The sequence below is a fragment of the Yoonia vestfoldensis genome, from assembly GCF_002158905.1.
Lineage (GTDB): Bacteria > Pseudomonadota > Alphaproteobacteria > Rhodobacterales > Rhodobacteraceae > Yoonia > Yoonia vestfoldensis_B.
In genome coordinates this window covers 3,629,757-3,645,481 of sequence record NZ_CP021431.1, presented here as the reverse complement: position 1 = coordinate 3,645,481, position 15,725 = coordinate 3,629,757, and the positions used below count along the sequence as shown (strand labels likewise).

The 15,725-nt window shown below is 63.3% G+C and carries 16 protein-coding genes; 12 read left to right on the top strand and 4 right to left on the bottom strand.

The window, feature by feature from the left end:
- Window positions 1-48 precede the first annotated feature (48 nt).
- The gene (locus tag LOKVESSMR4R_RS18230; protein WP_237331847.1) at window positions 49-660 is read left to right on the top strand and encodes a class I SAM-dependent methyltransferase; all 612 of its coding nucleotides are present in this window, start codon (window positions 49-51) and stop codon (window positions 658-660) included.
- Here the strand turns inward: LOKVESSMR4R_RS18230 and LOKVESSMR4R_RS18225 are convergent.
- Together LOKVESSMR4R_RS18225 and LOKVESSMR4R_RS18220 are read right to left on the bottom strand one after the other, a co-directional pair.
- On the bottom strand, window positions 632-1,018 hold the full coding sequence (locus LOKVESSMR4R_RS18225; protein ID WP_087211743.1) for a GtrA family protein: 387 nt from the start codon (window positions 1,016-1,018) through the stop codon (window positions 632-634). The genes LOKVESSMR4R_RS18230 and LOKVESSMR4R_RS18225 overlap by 29 nt on opposite strands.
- A complete protein-coding gene (locus LOKVESSMR4R_RS18220; protein ID WP_237331846.1) occupies window positions 1,015-2,781 on the bottom strand; it encodes a hypothetical protein in 1,767 nt (588 codons plus the stop codon). The genes LOKVESSMR4R_RS18225 and LOKVESSMR4R_RS18220 overlap by 4 nt, the downstream gene beginning before the upstream one ends.
- 189 nt (window positions 2,782-2,970) lie before the next feature.
- On the opposite strand from LOKVESSMR4R_RS18220, the gene LOKVESSMR4R_RS18215 reads away from it, so the two are divergent.
- From LOKVESSMR4R_RS18215 to LOKVESSMR4R_RS18175, 9 genes are all read left to right on the top strand, one after another.
- A complete protein-coding gene (locus tag LOKVESSMR4R_RS18215) occupies window positions 2,971-4,155 on the top strand; it encodes a glycosyltransferase family 2 protein (RefSeq protein WP_087213571.1) in 1,185 nt (394 codons plus the stop codon).
- A 14-nt stretch (window positions 4,156-4,169) separates the two neighbouring features.
- Window positions 4,170-5,453, top strand: a complete 1,284-nt coding sequence (locus LOKVESSMR4R_RS18210) for an acetylornithine deacetylase/succinyl-diaminopimelate desuccinylase family protein (protein WP_087211736.1) — start codon at window positions 4,170-4,172, stop codon at window positions 5,451-5,453.
- A gap of 100 nt (window positions 5,454-5,553) precedes the next feature.
- Window positions 5,554-7,029 carry an ABC transporter substrate-binding protein gene (locus LOKVESSMR4R_RS18205; RefSeq protein ID WP_087213567.1) on the top strand — a complete coding sequence of 492 codons (1,476 nt, stop codon included), beginning with the start codon at window positions 5,554-5,556 and terminating at the stop codon, window positions 7,027-7,029.
- Window positions 7,030-7,035: 6 nt separating this feature from the next.
- Window positions 7,036-7,980 carry an ABC transporter permease gene (locus LOKVESSMR4R_RS18200; RefSeq protein WP_087211733.1) on the top strand — a complete coding sequence of 315 codons (945 nt, stop codon included), beginning with the start codon at window positions 7,036-7,038 and terminating at the stop codon, window positions 7,978-7,980.
- The gene (locus LOKVESSMR4R_RS18195; RefSeq protein ID WP_087211730.1) at window positions 7,980-8,795 is read left to right on the top strand and encodes an ABC transporter permease; all 816 of its coding nucleotides are present in this window, start codon (window positions 7,980-7,982) and stop codon (window positions 8,793-8,795) included. The genes LOKVESSMR4R_RS18200 and LOKVESSMR4R_RS18195 overlap by 1 nt, the downstream gene beginning before the upstream one ends.
- Window positions 8,792-10,378, top strand: coding sequence for an ABC transporter ATP-binding protein (locus LOKVESSMR4R_RS18190; RefSeq protein WP_087211727.1), 1,587 nt, complete (start codon window positions 8,792-8,794; stop codon window positions 10,376-10,378). Before LOKVESSMR4R_RS18195 ends, LOKVESSMR4R_RS18190 begins: the two co-directional genes overlap by 4 nt.
- On the top strand, window positions 10,359-11,801 hold the full coding sequence (locus tag LOKVESSMR4R_RS18185) for an aldehyde dehydrogenase family protein (RefSeq protein ID WP_087211725.1): 1,443 nt from the start codon (window positions 10,359-10,361) through the stop codon (window positions 11,799-11,801). Before LOKVESSMR4R_RS18190 ends, LOKVESSMR4R_RS18185 begins: the two co-directional genes overlap by 20 nt.
- Before the next feature lie 4 nt (window positions 11,802-11,805).
- A complete protein-coding gene (locus LOKVESSMR4R_RS18180; RefSeq protein ID WP_087213564.1) occupies window positions 11,806-12,543 on the top strand; it encodes an SDR family oxidoreductase in 738 nt (245 codons plus the stop codon).
- On the top strand, window positions 12,527-13,543 hold the full coding sequence (locus tag LOKVESSMR4R_RS18175; protein WP_087211722.1) for a P1 family peptidase: 1,017 nt from the start codon (window positions 12,527-12,529) through the stop codon (window positions 13,541-13,543). The genes LOKVESSMR4R_RS18180 and LOKVESSMR4R_RS18175 overlap by 17 nt, the downstream gene beginning before the upstream one ends.
- Window positions 13,544-13,578: 35 nt before the next feature.
- Here LOKVESSMR4R_RS18175 and LOKVESSMR4R_RS20660 read toward each other — a convergent pair whose 3' ends face one another.
- Window positions 13,579-13,788, bottom strand: a complete 210-nt coding sequence (locus LOKVESSMR4R_RS20660) for a DUF378 domain-containing protein (RefSeq protein WP_087211719.1) — start codon at window positions 13,786-13,788, stop codon at window positions 13,579-13,581.
- A gap of 81 nt (window positions 13,789-13,869) precedes the next feature.
- Window positions 13,870-14,802, bottom strand: a complete 933-nt coding sequence (locus LOKVESSMR4R_RS18165) for a hypothetical protein (protein ID WP_157898271.1) — start codon at window positions 14,800-14,802, stop codon at window positions 13,870-13,872.
- 104 nt (window positions 14,803-14,906) lie between these two features.
- On the opposite strand from LOKVESSMR4R_RS18165, the gene tnpA reads away from it, so the two are divergent.
- Window positions 14,907-15,338, top strand: coding sequence for an IS66-like element accessory protein TnpA (tnpA, locus tag LOKVESSMR4R_RS18155; protein ID WP_087206431.1), 432 nt, complete (start codon window positions 14,907-14,909; stop codon window positions 15,336-15,338).
- Window positions 15,335-15,688, top strand: a complete 354-nt coding sequence (gene tnpB, locus LOKVESSMR4R_RS18150) for an IS66 family insertion sequence element accessory protein TnpB (RefSeq protein WP_087206430.1) — start codon at window positions 15,335-15,337, stop codon at window positions 15,686-15,688. The genes tnpA and tnpB overlap by 4 nt, the downstream gene beginning before the upstream one ends.
- The last annotated feature ends 37 nt before the right edge of the window (window positions 15,689-15,725 follow it).

Below are 15,725 nucleotides of genomic sequence, written 5' to 3'. Positions count from 1 at the left end.
CGCGGTTTTCACCCAATCTGCGCACAACCTGAAGGATGAATGAGTATCATGTTGAAAAAGACGTTGGGCCGGGTCCATGACAGGCTGGTGTTCAACCGGCGCGTGCGGGTTCTGGTGGATCAGATCGGCGCATTGGTCCCTGCCGCAGCACAGATGCTGGATGTCGGCACCGGCGATGGACAGATCGCCAGGATGATCGGTGAAAAGCAGGCAGGCGCGCAGGTGCAAGGCATCGACGTCATGCTGCGCGCCAAGACGCATATCCCCGTGACCTTGTTTGATGGCACCACGATTCCCTTTGCCGACAACAGCGTCGATGTCGTCACCTTCGTCGATGTGCTGCACCATACCGCCGACCCGCAGCGCCTGATCTCAGAGGCCGCGCGCATCGCCCGCCACGCGGTTATCATCAAGGATCACCTTAGCGAAAATTGGCTGGATCACGCGACCTTGCGCCTGATGGATTGGGTCGGCAATGCGCCCCATGGCGTGGTGCTGCCCTATAATTACGCGCCGCGCCAAGATTGGGACCGCTGGTTTGCCACGGCGGGGCTTGCCACCGATGTCTTTGACAGCGCGATCCCGCTATATCCGACCCCCGCATCCTGGGTCTTTGGCCGCCAGCTGCATTTCATCGCCCGTCTGGTGCCTGCGTCCTGAACAGGATGTAGCGGCAGATCAGAAAGCTTGCCACCGCCGCCACGCCCGCCGTTGCCACAAACAGCAGCATATCCCACCAGAACACCCGCGTGACAAAACGCGTCGTGATGGCGGATATGACCGCCAGACTGCCGATCTGCGTCGCGGCATAAATCCACAGCGCGCCCTTGGCCTGCCGGTCGGCCCGAAACGCGATATGCCGCTGCGCCCAGAAGGCGGCGGGAATGCAGATCAGATAGACACCGACAGAGATCGCCAGCGGCGGGGCTGCCGCGACGCGGATCAAGCCGGCGGTGATCACCGCATAGCCAAGGCTGAAACTGCCCCCGACCAGCACAAAGCGCACAAAGGCCATCATTGTGGCAAGATCTCGAAGACCAGCAGCGCCTGCGCAGCGACAGGCACCGGCATCGGCACCGGGCGCAGCCAATCCACCTGCGCACCGGCGGCCAGAGACCTGGCAAAGGCATTGTCATAGACAGCACCCCGGCAGACCAAGATCAAAGAGGCGCCCGATTGCCGCAGGAAGGCCGCGATATCATCCTGCGGCAAGTGATAGGGCCCGACCGCGTTCATCAACAGCACCGGATCAACATGATATCCCGCCGAGACCACATCGTGATGGGTGGCCCATAGCAGCGCGGGGCCAAGGTTCATCGGCGCAAGAAAGACGGCGGGTGGCAGAGCGTTCAACCCCGCCAAAGCCTCTGGGTCCCGACAGGCCGCGCGCGCTGCGGCAGCGGGCGCGTCATCATCCGGCAGCAGCGCCTTGACCTGTTGGCCGATCAGCATGGGCGCAATCAGCGTGGTGGCCAGCACCAGCCAGATCACGGCCGCCTTGGGCGCGCGGGTGCGCAGATAGGCCTCTAGCGCGCGGGCGATCACCACGCCGCCCAGCATCGGGACGACAGCGCCCGCCATGACGATACTGCGCATCTGATAGGCCGTCATGGCCAGCCCCAGCAGGCAGAACACCCACAGCATTGTCAGCGCCATCCTTGGCCCCGCCCCGCGCCAGAGCATGATCCCGCCCGCAGCCACCGCCACGATCACCGGCAAGGTGAAAACGACAAAGCCCGCCGGGCTGTCGCGGATGAAACGGTGCAGCGGCAAAGCCTCGCTGATGCGGGTTGCGATGAAGACCTGCAATTCTGCCGGCAGATCGCCATAAGGCCCGTCCAGACAGGGGCCCAGATGCGGCCAGATCAGCACGCAGCCCGCCACCGTTACCAAAACCGCAGCGGCCAGACCCGCCAGAGCCCCAAAGCGCGTGACGGCCGCCGCCAGCAGGCTGGCGGTCACGGCGACAGCGATCAGCGCCAGGGCTGGCAGGCTCAACCGGTCACAATGCCCGATGGCGCGCAGCGCGGGGGCGGTCTGGCCCAGCCAGAACAAGACCGCCGCAACAGCCAGCGCCAGACAGAAGGCCAGCAGAAAGCCACGGCTGGCAGCGCTGATATCCAGCAGATGACGGCCCAGCGCCATCGCGCCTGCGACAATGATAAAAGGCAGGGTCTCTAGCCCGACGGCCAGCGAAAAAGCCGCCGCAATCCCCCCGATCACCCCCGCGATCACCGGACCCACCGGCCAGATCAGCGCAAAGGCGACGATGGTCATCATCAACATCTGGACATTGTGATGGTCGATATTGCCAGCCCCGGCATGCAGATGCCCCGTCGTCGGCCAGATCACCGTGATCGCCAGCGCGAAACATGCAGGCCAGCTGCCAAAGACGCGGCGGGTGCCATAGCCAATCACCAGCAAGCTCAGGCCAAAGATCAGCGTCGGCCAAAGCGTGACGGCCAATTGCTCGGCCATGTCCATGCCGACCAGTCCGGACAGCGGCACGATCATCGCGGCGATCCCGGCGTCGATATAGCGTGACCAATGCATCACCACGCCTGCGGGCGGCAACAGCCGGTATTGCGTCAGGTCGAACCAGCCCTGCCCTGCAATCAGGTCGCGGACCATGACCAGCCGCAGGATGTCGTCATTATCCATGGTTGCAAAATTATCAGCCATGGCGCGGCCATCCAGCACGGCGCGCAGCATGGCAAATCCGACCGCAGCCACCAGCGCCACGGCAAAAGGATCAACCCGAAGATCGCGTAAAACCCGCATATGACGCATCAATCCATGTCTTTCCGCACCGCTGCCAGACCGCTAGCACAGGTGACCATTTGGCAACATAGCCCGTCAGTCCAGACACCTTTACCCGCTCTGGTTGTTGCGTAACAGCCACTGGTTGCACTACCGCTATGGTTGACCGGATGAACCGGCCGGACGAGACCACAGGACCGGGGCGCCTTGATGACCGAGCTGACCATTCTGATGCCCTGCCTGAACGAGGCCGAGACGCTGGAAACCTGCATCGTCAAGGCCAAGGGCTATCTTGACCGCGCGGGTATCGCGGGCGAGGTGCTGATCGCGGATAACGGATCAAATGACGGCAGTCAGGACATCGCCCGCCGCTGTGGCGCGCGCGTGATCGCTGTGCCCGTCAAAGGCTATGGTGCGGCGCTGATCGCGGGCATCGCCGCGGCCAAGGGTCGGTTCGTGATCATGGGCGACAGCGACGACAGCTATGATTTCGCCAATCTTGATCCTTTCGTCGCCGCCTTGCGCGATGGGGCCGATCTGGTGATGGGCAATAGGTTTCGCGGCGGGATCGCGCCCAAGGCCATGCCGCCGCTGCACCGCTATCTGGGCAATCCGGTACTCTCCACGATCGGGCGGGTCTTTTTCCGGACACCGGTCGGGGATTTCCATTGCGGGCTGCGCGGGTTCAACCGTGATGCGATCATCGGCCTGCATCTGAACACGCCCGGCATGGAATTCGCGTCTGAGATGGTGATCAAAGCCACCTTGTCGGGTCTGGACATCCGCGAGGTTCCGACCACGCTGCAACCTGATGGCCGGTCGCGCCCGCCGCATCTGCGCAGCTGGCGCGATGGCTGGCTGCATCTGAAACTGCTGATGACCTTCGCGCCCTATTGGCTGTTCTATTACCCCGGTCTGGTCCTGTTCGGGCTGGGCAGCGCCGGTTTTCTGGCGCTGCTGTTCGGGCCTGTGACCATCGGGGGCGTCAGTTTCGATGTGGCGACGCTGATCCTGTCTGCGGGGCTGGTGCTGACGGGGTTCCAGATGATCTGCTTTTATGCGTTGTCGCGGATTTTCGCCGTGCGTTTCGCGCTCTTGCCCAGCTCTGCCCGGTTCGAGCGGTGCAAATCCCGCCTGTCCGTGGACAATGCCTGTATCGCGGGCGGCAGCCTGCTATTGCTGGCCATCTTCGCCACGCTGTCAGGGGTGTTCAGCTGGGGCGCGACAGGTTTCGGCGATCTGGACGCCAGCCGCATCGTGCGGCCAGCAGCGCTTGCCGTGGTCGCGGCATCGCTGGGGGTGCAGATCATCACCACGGGATTTCTGGCCGCCATGCTGCAACAACAAATCAACCCAGAGCAGATGCCGCAGCCCTTGCAGGAGGACAGCGCTTGACCGATAGTTCCCGCATGAAAGACCAAGCCCCCCTGATGCAAGCCATCACCGACCGGCGCGATGTTCTGATCGCGCTGACCCAAGACCTGATCCGTATCCCCACGCTCAACCCGCCCGGCGCGTTTTACCGTGACATCTGCGATTATCTGGACCAGCGGCTGCGCAAATCGGGCTTTGCCACGCAATTGATCCGCGCGCATGGCACGCCCGGCGACAGCGACAAATACCCCCGCTGGAACATCGTCGCGCGGCGCGACGGCACAAGGGCGGGTGATTGCGTGCATTTCAACAGCCATATCGACGTGGTCGAGGTCGGGCAGGGCTGGACCCAAGACCCGTTCGGCGGCGCGCTAATCGACGGCAAGATCTATGGCCGCGGTGCCTGCGACATGAAAGGCGGGCTGGCCGCGTCGATCATCGCCGCCGAGGCCTTTCTTGCCACCCATGCCGATTTCGCCGGTGCGATCGAGATTTCCGGCACCGCAGACGAGGAATCGGGCGGTTACGGCGGTGTCGCCTATCTGGCCGAACAGGGGTTTTTCGATCCCGCCCGCGTCCAGCATGTGATCATTCCCGAACCTTTGCACAAAGACCGCGTCTGTCTGGGCCATCGCGGCGGCTGGTGGGCCGAGATCGAGACCCATGGCGAAATCGCCCATGGGTCAATGCCGTTTCTGGGCGATTGCGCAGTGCGCCATATGGGGGCGGTGCTGGCCGCGTTCGAAACGACGCTTTACCCCGCCATGGCCGCGCGGCGCACCGATATGCCCGTGGTGCCCGATGGCGCGCGGTCGTCCACGATGAACATCAATTCCATTCACGGCGGCCAGCCCGAATTCGCCGCAGGCGACACCAGCCTGCCCGCGCATTGCGTGCCCGACAGCTGCCGCATCATGATCGACCGCCGCTTTCTGGCCGAGGAAAGCATTGATCAGGTGCGCGGCGAGGTCACAGCCCTGCTGGAAGAGCTGAAAATGCAGCGCGACAAGTTCAGCTATGACCTGCGCGAGATCAACATGGTCCTGCCCAGCATGACCGACCGCGACGCCCCCGTGGTCCAGGTGATCGCAGATGAGATCGAAAAAGTGCTGGGCCGGCCCGCAGAATTCGTCGCCAGCCCCGGCACCTATGACCAGAAACATATCGACCGGATCGGGAAGCTGAAGAATTGCATCGCTTACGGGCCGGGCCTTTTGGAACTGGCCCATAAGCCGGATGAATATATCGGCGTCGATGACATGATCGACAGCGCGCAGGTCATGGCCGGCGGGTTGGCGATCATCACCGGCGTCACATAGGGGGGGCTGTCTGGGAAGATGTCGGGGTGAACCCCGACCTACGGACTTGAATTGCCGGTTCACTTGGGTGAACACTGGCGCCAACAAACAGGGGTCGAACATGCATCATTTCAAACGCCTTGCCGCTTCTACCGCCGTCGTGCTTTGCGCCTCTGGTGCGCTGGCGCAGGACAGTATCACCGTCGCGATCCAGCTGGAGCCGCCGAACCTTGACCCGACCAGCGGGGCGGCACAGGCGATTGACTCGGTGCTTTATGCAAATGTGTTCGAGGGGCTGACCCGTTTCGACGCCGATGGCGCGATCATCCGCGGTCTGGCGCAAAGCTGGGATATTTCCGATGATGGGCTGACCTATACGTTCAACCTTGCCGCTGGCGTCACCTTTCACGACGGCACCACGATGGATGCCGAGGATGTGAAATTCAGCCTTGACCGCGCCCGCGCCGAGGACAGCACCAATGCGCAAAAGGCGCTGTTCGCCGATATCGCCGAGGTCACCGTGATCGACCCGCTGGTCGTGCAGGTCACGCTGTCGCAACCCAACGGCATGTTCCTGTTCAACATGGCCTGGGGCGATGCCGTGATCGTGGCACCTGAAAGCATCGACAGCATCGCGACCAACCCAGTGGGCACGGGGCCTTTCAGCTTTGCCAATTGGGTGCAGGGTGACCGGCTGGAACTGACCCGCAACGACAGCTATTGGGGTGCCGCCCCCGCGCTGGAAACCGCGACCTTCCGCTTTATCTCGGACCCGACCGCCGCCTTTGCCGCCGTGATGGCCGAGGATGTGGATGTTTTCGTAGGCTTCCCCGCCCCTGAAAACCTGCCGCAATTTGCGGCTGATCCGCGCTTTCAAGTGCTGAACGGCAATACCGAGGGCGAAACCATTCTGGCGATGAACAACCAGCGCGAACCTTTCGACAACCCGCTGGTGCGCCGCGCTGTCACCCATGCCATCGACCGTCAGGCGATCATTGATGGCGCGATGTTCGGGCAGGGCACGCCCATCGGCACGCATTTCGCGCCGCATAACCCCGATTACGTCGATCTGTTGGGCAATTCGCAATTCGACCCCGCCTTGTCGCGGTCCTTGCTGGCTGAGGCCGGTTTGCCGGATGGGTTCACCACGACGCTGAAACTGCCGCCGCCGTCCTATGCCCGTCGCGGCGGTGAAATCATCGCCAGCCAGCTGCGCGAAGTCGGGATCGAGACCGAGATCACCAACCTCGAATGGGCGCAATGGATCGAGGAAGTCTTTACCAACAAGGATTTCGGCCTGAGCATCGTCAGCCATACCGAGCCGATGGATATCAACATCTATGCCAACCCCAATTATTATTTCCAGTACGACAACGCCGATTTCCGCGCCCTGCTGGACGAATTGAACGCCACGACCGACCCCGCAGGCCGGTCGGCCCTGCTGGCCCAGGCGCAGACGATCATTTCCGAGGATTACGTCAACGCCTATCTGTTCCAGCTGGGTGTCGCCACCGTTGCGCGGGCCGAGATTACAGGCCTTTGGGTCAACCAGCCGACCGCTGCGGTCGATCTGACGGGCGTCTCCTGGGGGAATTGAGCGGGGATGATCCGCTTTGCCCTCGGGCGGCTGGCGTCGCTGGTGATCAGCCTGATCACGGCCTCTGTCGTGATCTTCGCGGTCGTCGAAGTGATCCCCGGCGATCCGGCGGCCTTTATGCTGGGCGTGAATGCGCGGCCGGATACAATCGCCGCCCTGCGCGCCGAGATGGGGCTGGATGAACCGCTGGTCGCGCGCTATGCGGCCTGGGTCGGCGGCATGGTGCAGGGCGATTTTGGCACCTCGTGGACCTATAAAACACCCGTGGCGACGCTGATCGCGGACCGGATCTGGGTGTCGCTGCCGCTGGCGATCTATGCGCTGGCCTTGTCCACATTGGTGGCCTTTCCCGCAGGTATCTATGCCGCCAGCCGCAGGGGTGGCGCAGGCGATACGGCGATCATGGGAGCGACACAATTGGGCGTGGCGATCCCGAATTTCTGGTTCGCGATGATCCTTGTGCTGATCTTTGCCATCAACCTGCGCTGGTTTTCGGCAGGCGGCTTTCCGGGCTGGGCCGATCCACTGGCCGCGATCAAGGCGCTGACCCTGCCCGCCATCGCGCTGGCCCTGCCGCAAGCGGCGATCCTTGCGCGGGTGATGCGGTCATCACTTCTGGATATGCTGGGCGAGGATTTCATCCGCACCGCGCGTGCCAAGGGGCTGACCCGCCGGCAAGCGCTCTGGCGGCACGCTTTGCGCAATGCGCTGATCCCGGTGCTGACAATCATCGGCTTGCAGTTTTCGTTCCTGCTGGCGGGGGCGATCATCATCGAACAAGTGTTCTTTCTGCCCGGGTTGGGGCGGCTGATCTTTCAGGCGATCAGCGCGCGTGACCTGATCGTGGTGGAAAGCGTGGTGATGCTGCTGGTCTTCACCGTGATCATGGTCAATTTCATTGTCGATCTGACCTATGCCGCCGTCGACCCCCGCTTGCGGGCGCGCAGCTGATGTCGCGCAACCTGATCATCGGCGCGGGCCTGACCGCGTTTTTCACCGGGCTGGCGGCGCTGTCCTTTCTCTGGACCCCCTATAATATAGAGGCGTTGGACATCCCCAACCGCCTGCTGCCCCCCGGCGGCGCGCATCTGCTGGGCACCGACCATTTCGGCCGCGATATCCTGTCGATGATCATGATGGGGGCGCGGACCTCGATTGCCGTGGCGCTGGTGGCTGTAGGCATCGGGATGGGGCTTGGGGTGCCGCTGGGTCTCTGGGCTGCGGCGCGGCGGGGGTCGCTGCTGGATGATCTGATCATGCGCGGCAATGATCTGGTCTTTGCCTTTCCCTCGCTGGTGATCGCGATCCTGATCACGGCCGTTTTCGGCCCCTCTGCCATCAACGCGATCATCGCCATCGGGATTTTCAATATCCCCGTTTTCGCGCGGCTGACGCGGGGCGCGGCCCTGCCGTTGTGGGAACGTGATTTCATCCTTGCCGCCCGCGTCAGTGGCAAGGGTACGGCGCGGATATCAGCCGAACATATCCTGCCCAATATCGCCAATCTGATGATCGTGCAGGGGACGATCCAATTCAGTCTGGGGATTTTGGCCGAGGCTGCTTTGTCCTATATCGGCCTTGGCGCGCAGCCGCCGACGGCCAGTTGGGGGCGGATGCTGGCGGATGCGCAGACCTTGGTCAGTATCGCGCCGCATGTGGCGCTGATCCCCGGTTTCGCGATCCTGCTGACGGTGCTGGGGCTGAACCTTTTGGGCGACGGGCTGCGCGATTGGCTTGATCCGCGACTGCGCGTGGTGCGGACATGAGCTTGCTTTCGATCAGGGACCTGTCGGTGCAGATCAATGGCACCCGCGTCTTGCAGGGCATCGATCTGGATATGGCCCCCGGCCAGATCACCGCGATCACCGGCGAGAGCGGGTCTGGCAAATCCATGACCGCGCTGGCGATCATGGGGCTGTTGCCGCAAGGCGCACAGGCGCAGGGGCAAATCCTGCTGGATGGCACCGATATCGTGCAAACCCCCGAAGCCGCGCTGTGCCGGATGCGCGGCAATGCGATGGGCATGGTGTTTCAAGAACCGATGACCGCGCTGAACCCTGTGCAGACCATCGGCGCGCAGGTGGCGGAAACGATCTTGATCCACGAAAATACGACCAAGGCGCAGGCCCAAGCCCGCGCCGCCGCCATGCTGGAACGGGTCGGGCTCAAGGTCGCGCCAACGCGTTACCCGCATGAATTATCCGGCGGGCAACGCCAGCGTGTCGTCATCGCGATGGCGATCGCCATGCGGCCCAAGCTGCTGATCGCGGATGAACCGACTACGGCTCTCGATGTGACGACGCAGGCCCGCATTCTGGACCTGCTGCAAGGGCTGGTGGCGGAATTCGGCATGGGGCTGCTGCTGATCACCCATGATCTGGCCGTGGTGGCCGATGTCGCCGACCGGATCGCCGTGATGCAACACGGGCGCATCGTCGAACAAGGCGCAACCCACGACCTTCTGGGCACCATGCGCCATCCCTATACGCGAGCGCTGTTTGCCGCCTCGACCCATGCGGTGGACCTGCCCGCGGTGCAGAGCGACGCGCCCTTGCTGGCGGTGCGCAATGTGATGCGCGATTACCCGACCAAGCGGCTGTCGCTCTTTGGCCCGCCTGCGCGCTTTCGGGCGCTGGACGATGTATCGCTGACCATCAACCGGGGCGAACGGCTGGGGCTGGTCGGCGAAAGCGGCTGTGGAAAATCGACCCTGACAAAGGCGATCTTGGGGTTGGAACCGGTGCAAGCCGGGCAGATCACGCTGGATGGCGCGCCGGTATCGCAAGGCGACCATGCCCTGCGCCGCAAGATGCAGGTGGTGTTTCAAGACCCCTACGGCAGCTTCAATCCCCGTCACCGCGTCGACCGGTTGATCACCGAACCCTTCCATCTGCTGGACAACCCGCCCAAAGGCGAGGACCGCGCCAATACCATCGCCAAGGCGCTGGCCGATGTCGGCCTGCCCCCCGATGCGGCGGGAAAATATATCCATGAATTTTCCGGCGGCCAGCGCCAGCGCCTTGCCATCGCGCGCGCGCTGATCGTGGAACCCGATCTGATCATCTTTGACGAGGCGGTCTCGGCGCTCGATGTCTCGGTGCGCGCCCAGGTGCTGGACCTGATCGCCGATCTGTGCCGCAAGCGGCCCTTGGCCTATCTGTTCATCAGCCATGACCTGAGCGTCGTGCGCAGCATCACCGACCGCGTGCTGGTGATGCAGGCCGGAAAAATCGTTGAATCCGGTGTAACAGAGACTGTTTTTGCCGCGCCGCAACATCCCTATACCCAATCGCTGATCGCCGCCGCCCCCCAATTGCCGGAGCTTGCCCATGCCGCTGACGCCCTTTGACATCCCCCCCGCCAGCCAGTTGATCGGCGGGGCCTGGATTCGTGGCGAGACCACGATCCAGGTCACGGACCCATCGACAGGCCAGCAGCTGACGCAGATCGCGCGCGGCACAGCGGCAGATATCGACGCCGCCGTGCAGGCCGCCCATGCCGCCCGCGCCGGTGACTGGGGCCGGATGACCGCGCTTGAGCGGGGCCGCATCCTGACGCGCATCGGCCAGGCGGTGCTGGACCATACCGAGACGCTGGCCCAGATCGAGGCGCGCGATGTCGGCAAACCCCTGACCCAAGCGCGCGCCGATGCGGTGGCTTTGGCGCGCTATATTGAATTTTACGGCGGCGCCGCCGACAAGATCATGGGCGAGACCATCCCCTATCTGGACGGCTATACCGTCTATACTCTGCGCGAACCGCATGGGGTGACCGGCCATATCATCCCGTGGAATTATCCGATGCAGATCATCGGGCGATCCGTGGGGGCGGCGCTGGCGATGGGCAATGCCTGCGTGCTGAAACCCGCCGAAGATGCCTGCCTGACAGCCCTTGCCTTTGCCGCCATCGCCCAAGCGGCGGGCCTGCCAGCGGGGGCGCTGAATGTCGTGACCGGATTAGGGGCCGAGGCGGGGGCCGCCCTTGCCAGCCATCCGGACGTGCAGCATCTGTCCTTTACCGGATCGGTCCGCACGGGTGCCGCGATCCAGACGGCAGCGGCGCAAAATGTCATCCCCGTCACGCTGGAACTGGGCGGCAAATCGCCCCAGATCGTATTCGACGATGCCGATCTGGACCGCGCGCTGCCATTTCTGGTGAATGCAGGCATCCAGAACGCGGGCCAGACCTGTTCGGCGTCCAGCCGCATTCTGGTGCAGCGCGGCGTCTATGATCAGGTCCGCGACCGGATGGCCGCAGCTTACCGTGCCTTGCAGGTCGGGCCGGCGCTGGATGATCTGCACCTTGGGCCGCTGATCTCTGCCCGGCAAAAGGACATCGTGGCGGGGTTCATCGCCAAAGGGGCCGATCTGGCCATCGCCGCACAGGGCCAGATCGTGACCGATGCGGCGGGCCATTACATAGCGCCCGTGCTTTTCGCCGATGTGCCCGCCGATCATATATTGGCGCAAGAGGAAATCTTTGGCCCCGTGCAGGTGCTGATCCCCTTCGCGGACGAGGCCGAGGCGTTATCAATCGCCAATGGCACCGCCTTTGGGCTGGTCGCATCGGTCTGGACCCGCGACGGGGGCCGCCAGATGCGGCTGGCCAAGGCGCTGGACGCAGGGCAGGTCTTCATCAACAATTACGGCGCAGGCGGCGGGGTGGAATTACCCTTTGGCGGTGTCGGCAAATCGGGGCATGGCCGCGAAAAGGGGTTCGAGGCGCTTTATGGCTTTTCGACCCTGAAAACCGTCGCTGCATGGCATGGGTAAAGATATGAGACTGACAGGCAAGACAGCTTTGGTGACAGGGGCCGGATCGGGCTTTGGCGCGGGTATCGCGCGCAAATTCGCAGCCGAAGGGGCGCAGGTCTGGTGTGCCGATATTAACGGCGCGGCGGCAGAACAGATCGCGGCAGAACTGGGTGGCAGGGCGATCACTTGTGACGTGGGCCGCGCGGATTCAGTCTCTGACATGGCGGACATCGTGTTAGCCGCCGGGCCGCTGGATATTCTGGTGAACAATGCAGGCATCACGCATCTGCCCAGCGCGATGGAGGATGTGACAGAGGATGATTTCGACCGCCTGTTCCGGGTGAATATGAAATCGGTCTATCTGACAGCGCGTGCTTTCGTGCCGCAGTTCAAGCAATCAGGCAAAGGCGCGATCCTGAACGTGGCCTCGACTGCGGGCGTGTCGCCGCGCCCAAGGCTGAACTGGTATAATGCGTCGAAAGGCTGGATGATCACCGCGACCAAGACGATGGCGGTCGAACTGGCACCCCATGGCATCCGCGTCAATGCCATCAATCCGGTGGCGGGGGAAACGCCCTTGCTGGCATCTTTCATGGGCGAGGATACGCCCGAGATCCGCGCCAAGTTTCTGGCGACGATCCCCTTGGGCCGCTTTTCCACGCCCGAGGATATGGGCAATGCCGCCTGTTTCCTCTGCTCGGACGAGGCCAGCATGATCACAGGCATCGCAATGGAGGTGGACGGTGGACGCTGCATATAAAACGGGCCCCCGCAATCTGATCACCGATGTGACAGGGCTGCGGGTGGGCAATGCGCAGGACGACCGGATCAAGACCGGCAGCAGCGTGCTGGTCGCGGATGCGCCTTTCACCGCCAGCGTGCATGTCATGGGCGGCGCACCAGGGACCAAGGAAACCGACCTTCTGGCCCCTGACAAGACCGTGCAACAGGTTGATGCGCTGGTGCTCTCGGGCGGCTCGGCTTACGGCCTCGATGCCTGTTCGGGCGTCATGGACGGGCTGCGCGCGATGGGGCGCGGCTTTGCCCTTGGGCCGTTGCGGATACCGATCGTGCCGGGGGCGATCATCTTTGATCTGATCAATGGCGGGGCCAAGGATTGGGATGAAAACCCCTACCGCGCGCTGGGCCGTGCCGCGCTGGACGCGGCGGGCAAGGATTTCGCGCTGGGCACTGCGGGTGCCGGCACCGGGGCGCTGGCGGCGATGCAAAAGGGCGGGCTGGGCTCGGCGTCGCTGATCCTGCCGGATGGCACGACACTGGGCGCGCTGGTCGCGGTCAATGCTTTGGGCAGCGTGACCACGCCCGGCGGGCAGCATTTCTGGGCGGCACCTTTCGAGATCGGGGCCGAATTCGGCGGCCTTGGCCCCGATCCGCGCGGCGGGCTGGTCCGCCCGGAACCCAGCCTGAAAGAACAGGCGATGCAGATGCAGGCCATGGCGGGCACGAATACCACAATCGCGATCGTCGCCACCGACGCCCCGCTGACCAAGGTGCAATGCCACCGGCTGGCGGTGACCGCGCATGACGGGATGGCGCGGGCTATCGTGCCCTCGCATACGCCGCTGGATGGTGATCTGGTCTTTGGGGTGGCCACTGGCAGTGACGGGTCGGTCGATGCAACCGCCTTTCGCGATATCGCGGCGGCAGGTGCGATCTGCCTCAGCCGCGCCATCGCGCGCGCCGTCTATGCGGCGACCCCGGCGGCGGGCGATATCCTGCCCTGCTACCGCCAAGGCTGATCACGCCATCCTTGCCACGCCCAGCGCTGCGCGGATCAATAGGTCCGGTCTTTGGTGACCGCATCGATCCGGGTCAATTGCCAGATCGCGGAAAGGCCGACCAGAATATAGACGATCCGCGCCAGCAGCGCCGCCTGACCACCCAAAAGCGCGGCCACAAGATCGACTTGAAATGCCCCGACCAAAAGCCAGTTCAGGCCTCCGATGATGACAAGCACGAAGGTAAGGATATTCAAGGTCCGCATGGTGTTTCTTTCTTGGTTGCTGAAACCTGCAAAACAGCGCCAGCCCGCCTTTGTTCCTGCCAAAAATGCCGGTCACATGCGTCAGATTGTGCCTGTGATGCGGACCGGCGTCGGCCCGGGCTGCCTTGGCCAAAGCAGGGCATCCGTGGTTTCTGGCAAGTGCCGTCCACAGGTTGACAGATGCAGCACGATCCCGCCGCGCGCGGCGCGCAATGCGCCTGTGGGGGCCTCGCGCGGTTGCCATGGGCCAGCGAAAGTGTCGGGCGCCTCGCGGCGCAGCTGTAACAGGCTGCGGGTCAGGTCAAACTTTTTGCGGTCAAAGGGCGTGCCCACCGGCAGCCCTTGGGCCAGCTGGGCCAGGCTGTGCCAGTCAACAGGCGCGCGATTGTCGGGGTCTGTCAGGCGGAAACTGCCGATTTCCGTGCCTTGATAGATATCAGGCACCCCCGGCATGAAGAGTTTCAGCGCGCATTGCGCCAGCGCAAGATTGTCCGCCCGCAAGGCCAGACCGGCCAGCGCGCTATCATCGCAAAAAGCCTTGGCAGCAATGCGGGCAGCATCCAGCACGGGACCTTCGAAATCGGCGACGGGGGCTGACCAGAACGTGTCCTGCTTGGCCTCGCGCATGGCCTTTTGCAGATGCGCGACCAGCCGCTCGGCCAGATCACCCGCGGGGGCTGCGGCAAAGGCAGATTGCGCGATATACCAACGCCAGGGCGCGGGCACATCGGGCACCAGCGCCAAGAGCGCATCGGCCATGGCAGGATCATGCGACAGCGCGGCAATCCGCATCCGTGCATCCTCGGAACGTTTCGTATCATGGCTAGAGGTCAGGGTCAGACCATGGGGCATATCCGCCTGCCGCTGCTGCATCTTTGTGTGAAACGCAGCGCTGGTCAGGGCGGGGGCGTCAGGTTCTGCCCCGACCTCATTGGCGGATAAAAGCGGGGTCCAGCGATAAAAGGCCGTGTCTTCCTGCGCCTTGGCGATGGCGGCACCGGTCAATTGCTGCATCCGCAGACGCAATGCGACAGTAAGCGGTCGCTGGCCCTCACCTTCCAACAGATTGTCTGACCTGCGATTCCATGTGCGATGGAGATCAGTGCAGGAGTTTCGCGATGGCGACTACGTTGGAGTTTCTCCGGGATTACGGGGTGGACATAAGGACCAACGGACAGCGACGCTGGCCGGAAGAGATAAAGGCGCGGATCGTTGCTGAGAGCTTGCAGCCAGGTGTGAGCGTGAATGAAGTTGCGGCGCGGTATGGGCTGCGGGCGAACCATTTATCGGAATGGCGTAGTCGGGCACGTGACGGCCGGTTGGTTTTGCCTGCGGTTGAAGATGACAGCTTCTGTTTTGCACCGATCGTCGTGTCGGATGGTGGCGGCGGTGCGGATGTGCCGGCTGTCGCCGGGCAGCTCACAAAGCCTGACGGGTTGTCCTGTAAACCCATCGAGATTGCGATAGGTCGTGTGACAATCCGGGTCGATGGCACCACCAGTTCTGACCGGATTGCCGAGATCGTGCGGGCAATCGGGGCGCGGCCATGATGTTCCCGTCAAACCGCGTGCGGGTTCTGGTCTCGACGCAACCTGTGGACTTCAGGAAAGGTCATGATGGTCTGGCGGCAATCGTGTCGTCGGTGCTGCGTAAGGATCCGTTCACCGGCACGGTGTTTGTGTTCCGGTCGCGCCGGGCGGATCGGCTGAAGCTTTTGTATTGGGATGGCACCGGATTGGTGATGGCCTACAAGCGGTTGGAAGACATGACCTTCACCTGGCCTGCGATCAAAGACGGGGTGATGGCGCTGAACCACGCCCAGTTTGAGGCCCTGTTTGCCGGTCTGGACTGGCGTAAGGTCAAGGCGCTGGAGATGCGCCCACCTGCTGCGGCAGAATGAATCAACCATATGTTTTTGCGTGATTTTACTGGGGTTT

Coding starts and splice junctions, on each gene's coding strand:
- LOKVESSMR4R_RS18230 (WP_237331847.1), top strand. CDS start 49: ATGTTGAAAAAGACGTTGGGCCGGGTCCATGACAGGCTGGTGTTCAAC.
- LOKVESSMR4R_RS18225 (WP_087211743.1), bottom strand. CDS start 1,018: ATGATGGCCTTTGTGCGCTTTGTGCTGGTCGGGGGCAGTTTCAGCCTT.
- LOKVESSMR4R_RS18220 (WP_237331846.1), bottom strand. CDS start 2,781: ATGCGGGTTTTACGCGATCTTCGGGTTGATCCTTTTGCCGTGGCGCTG.
- LOKVESSMR4R_RS18215 (WP_087213571.1), top strand. CDS start 2,971: ATGACCGAGCTGACCATTCTGATGCCCTGCCTGAACGAGGCCGAGACG.
- LOKVESSMR4R_RS18210 (WP_087211736.1), top strand. CDS start 4,170: ATGAAAGACCAAGCCCCCCTGATGCAAGCCATCACCGACCGGCGCGAT.
- LOKVESSMR4R_RS18205 (WP_087213567.1), top strand. CDS start 5,554: ATGCATCATTTCAAACGCCTTGCCGCTTCTACCGCCGTCGTGCTTTGC.
- LOKVESSMR4R_RS18200 (WP_087211733.1), top strand. CDS start 7,036: ATGATCCGCTTTGCCCTCGGGCGGCTGGCGTCGCTGGTGATCAGCCTG.
- LOKVESSMR4R_RS18195 (WP_087211730.1), top strand. CDS start 7,980: ATGTCGCGCAACCTGATCATCGGCGCGGGCCTGACCGCGTTTTTCACC.
- LOKVESSMR4R_RS18190 (WP_087211727.1), top strand. CDS start 8,792: ATGAGCTTGCTTTCGATCAGGGACCTGTCGGTGCAGATCAATGGCACC.
- LOKVESSMR4R_RS18185 (WP_087211725.1), top strand. CDS start 10,359: ATGCCGCTGACGCCCTTTGACATCCCCCCCGCCAGCCAGTTGATCGGC.
- LOKVESSMR4R_RS18180 (WP_087213564.1), top strand. CDS start 11,806: ATGAGACTGACAGGCAAGACAGCTTTGGTGACAGGGGCCGGATCGGGC.
- LOKVESSMR4R_RS20660 (WP_087211719.1), bottom strand. CDS start 13,788: ATGCGGACCTTGAATATCCTTACCTTCGTGCTTGTCATCATCGGAGGC.
- LOKVESSMR4R_RS18165 (WP_157898271.1), bottom strand. CDS start 14,802: ATGCAGCAATTGACCGGTGCCGCCATCGCCAAGGCGCAGGAAGACACG.
- tnpA (WP_087206431.1), top strand. CDS start 14,907: ATGGCGACTACGTTGGAGTTTCTCCGGGATTACGGGGTGGACATAAGG.
- tnpB (WP_087206430.1), top strand. CDS start 15,335: ATGATGTTCCCGTCAAACCGCGTGCGGGTTCTGGTCTCGACGCAACCT.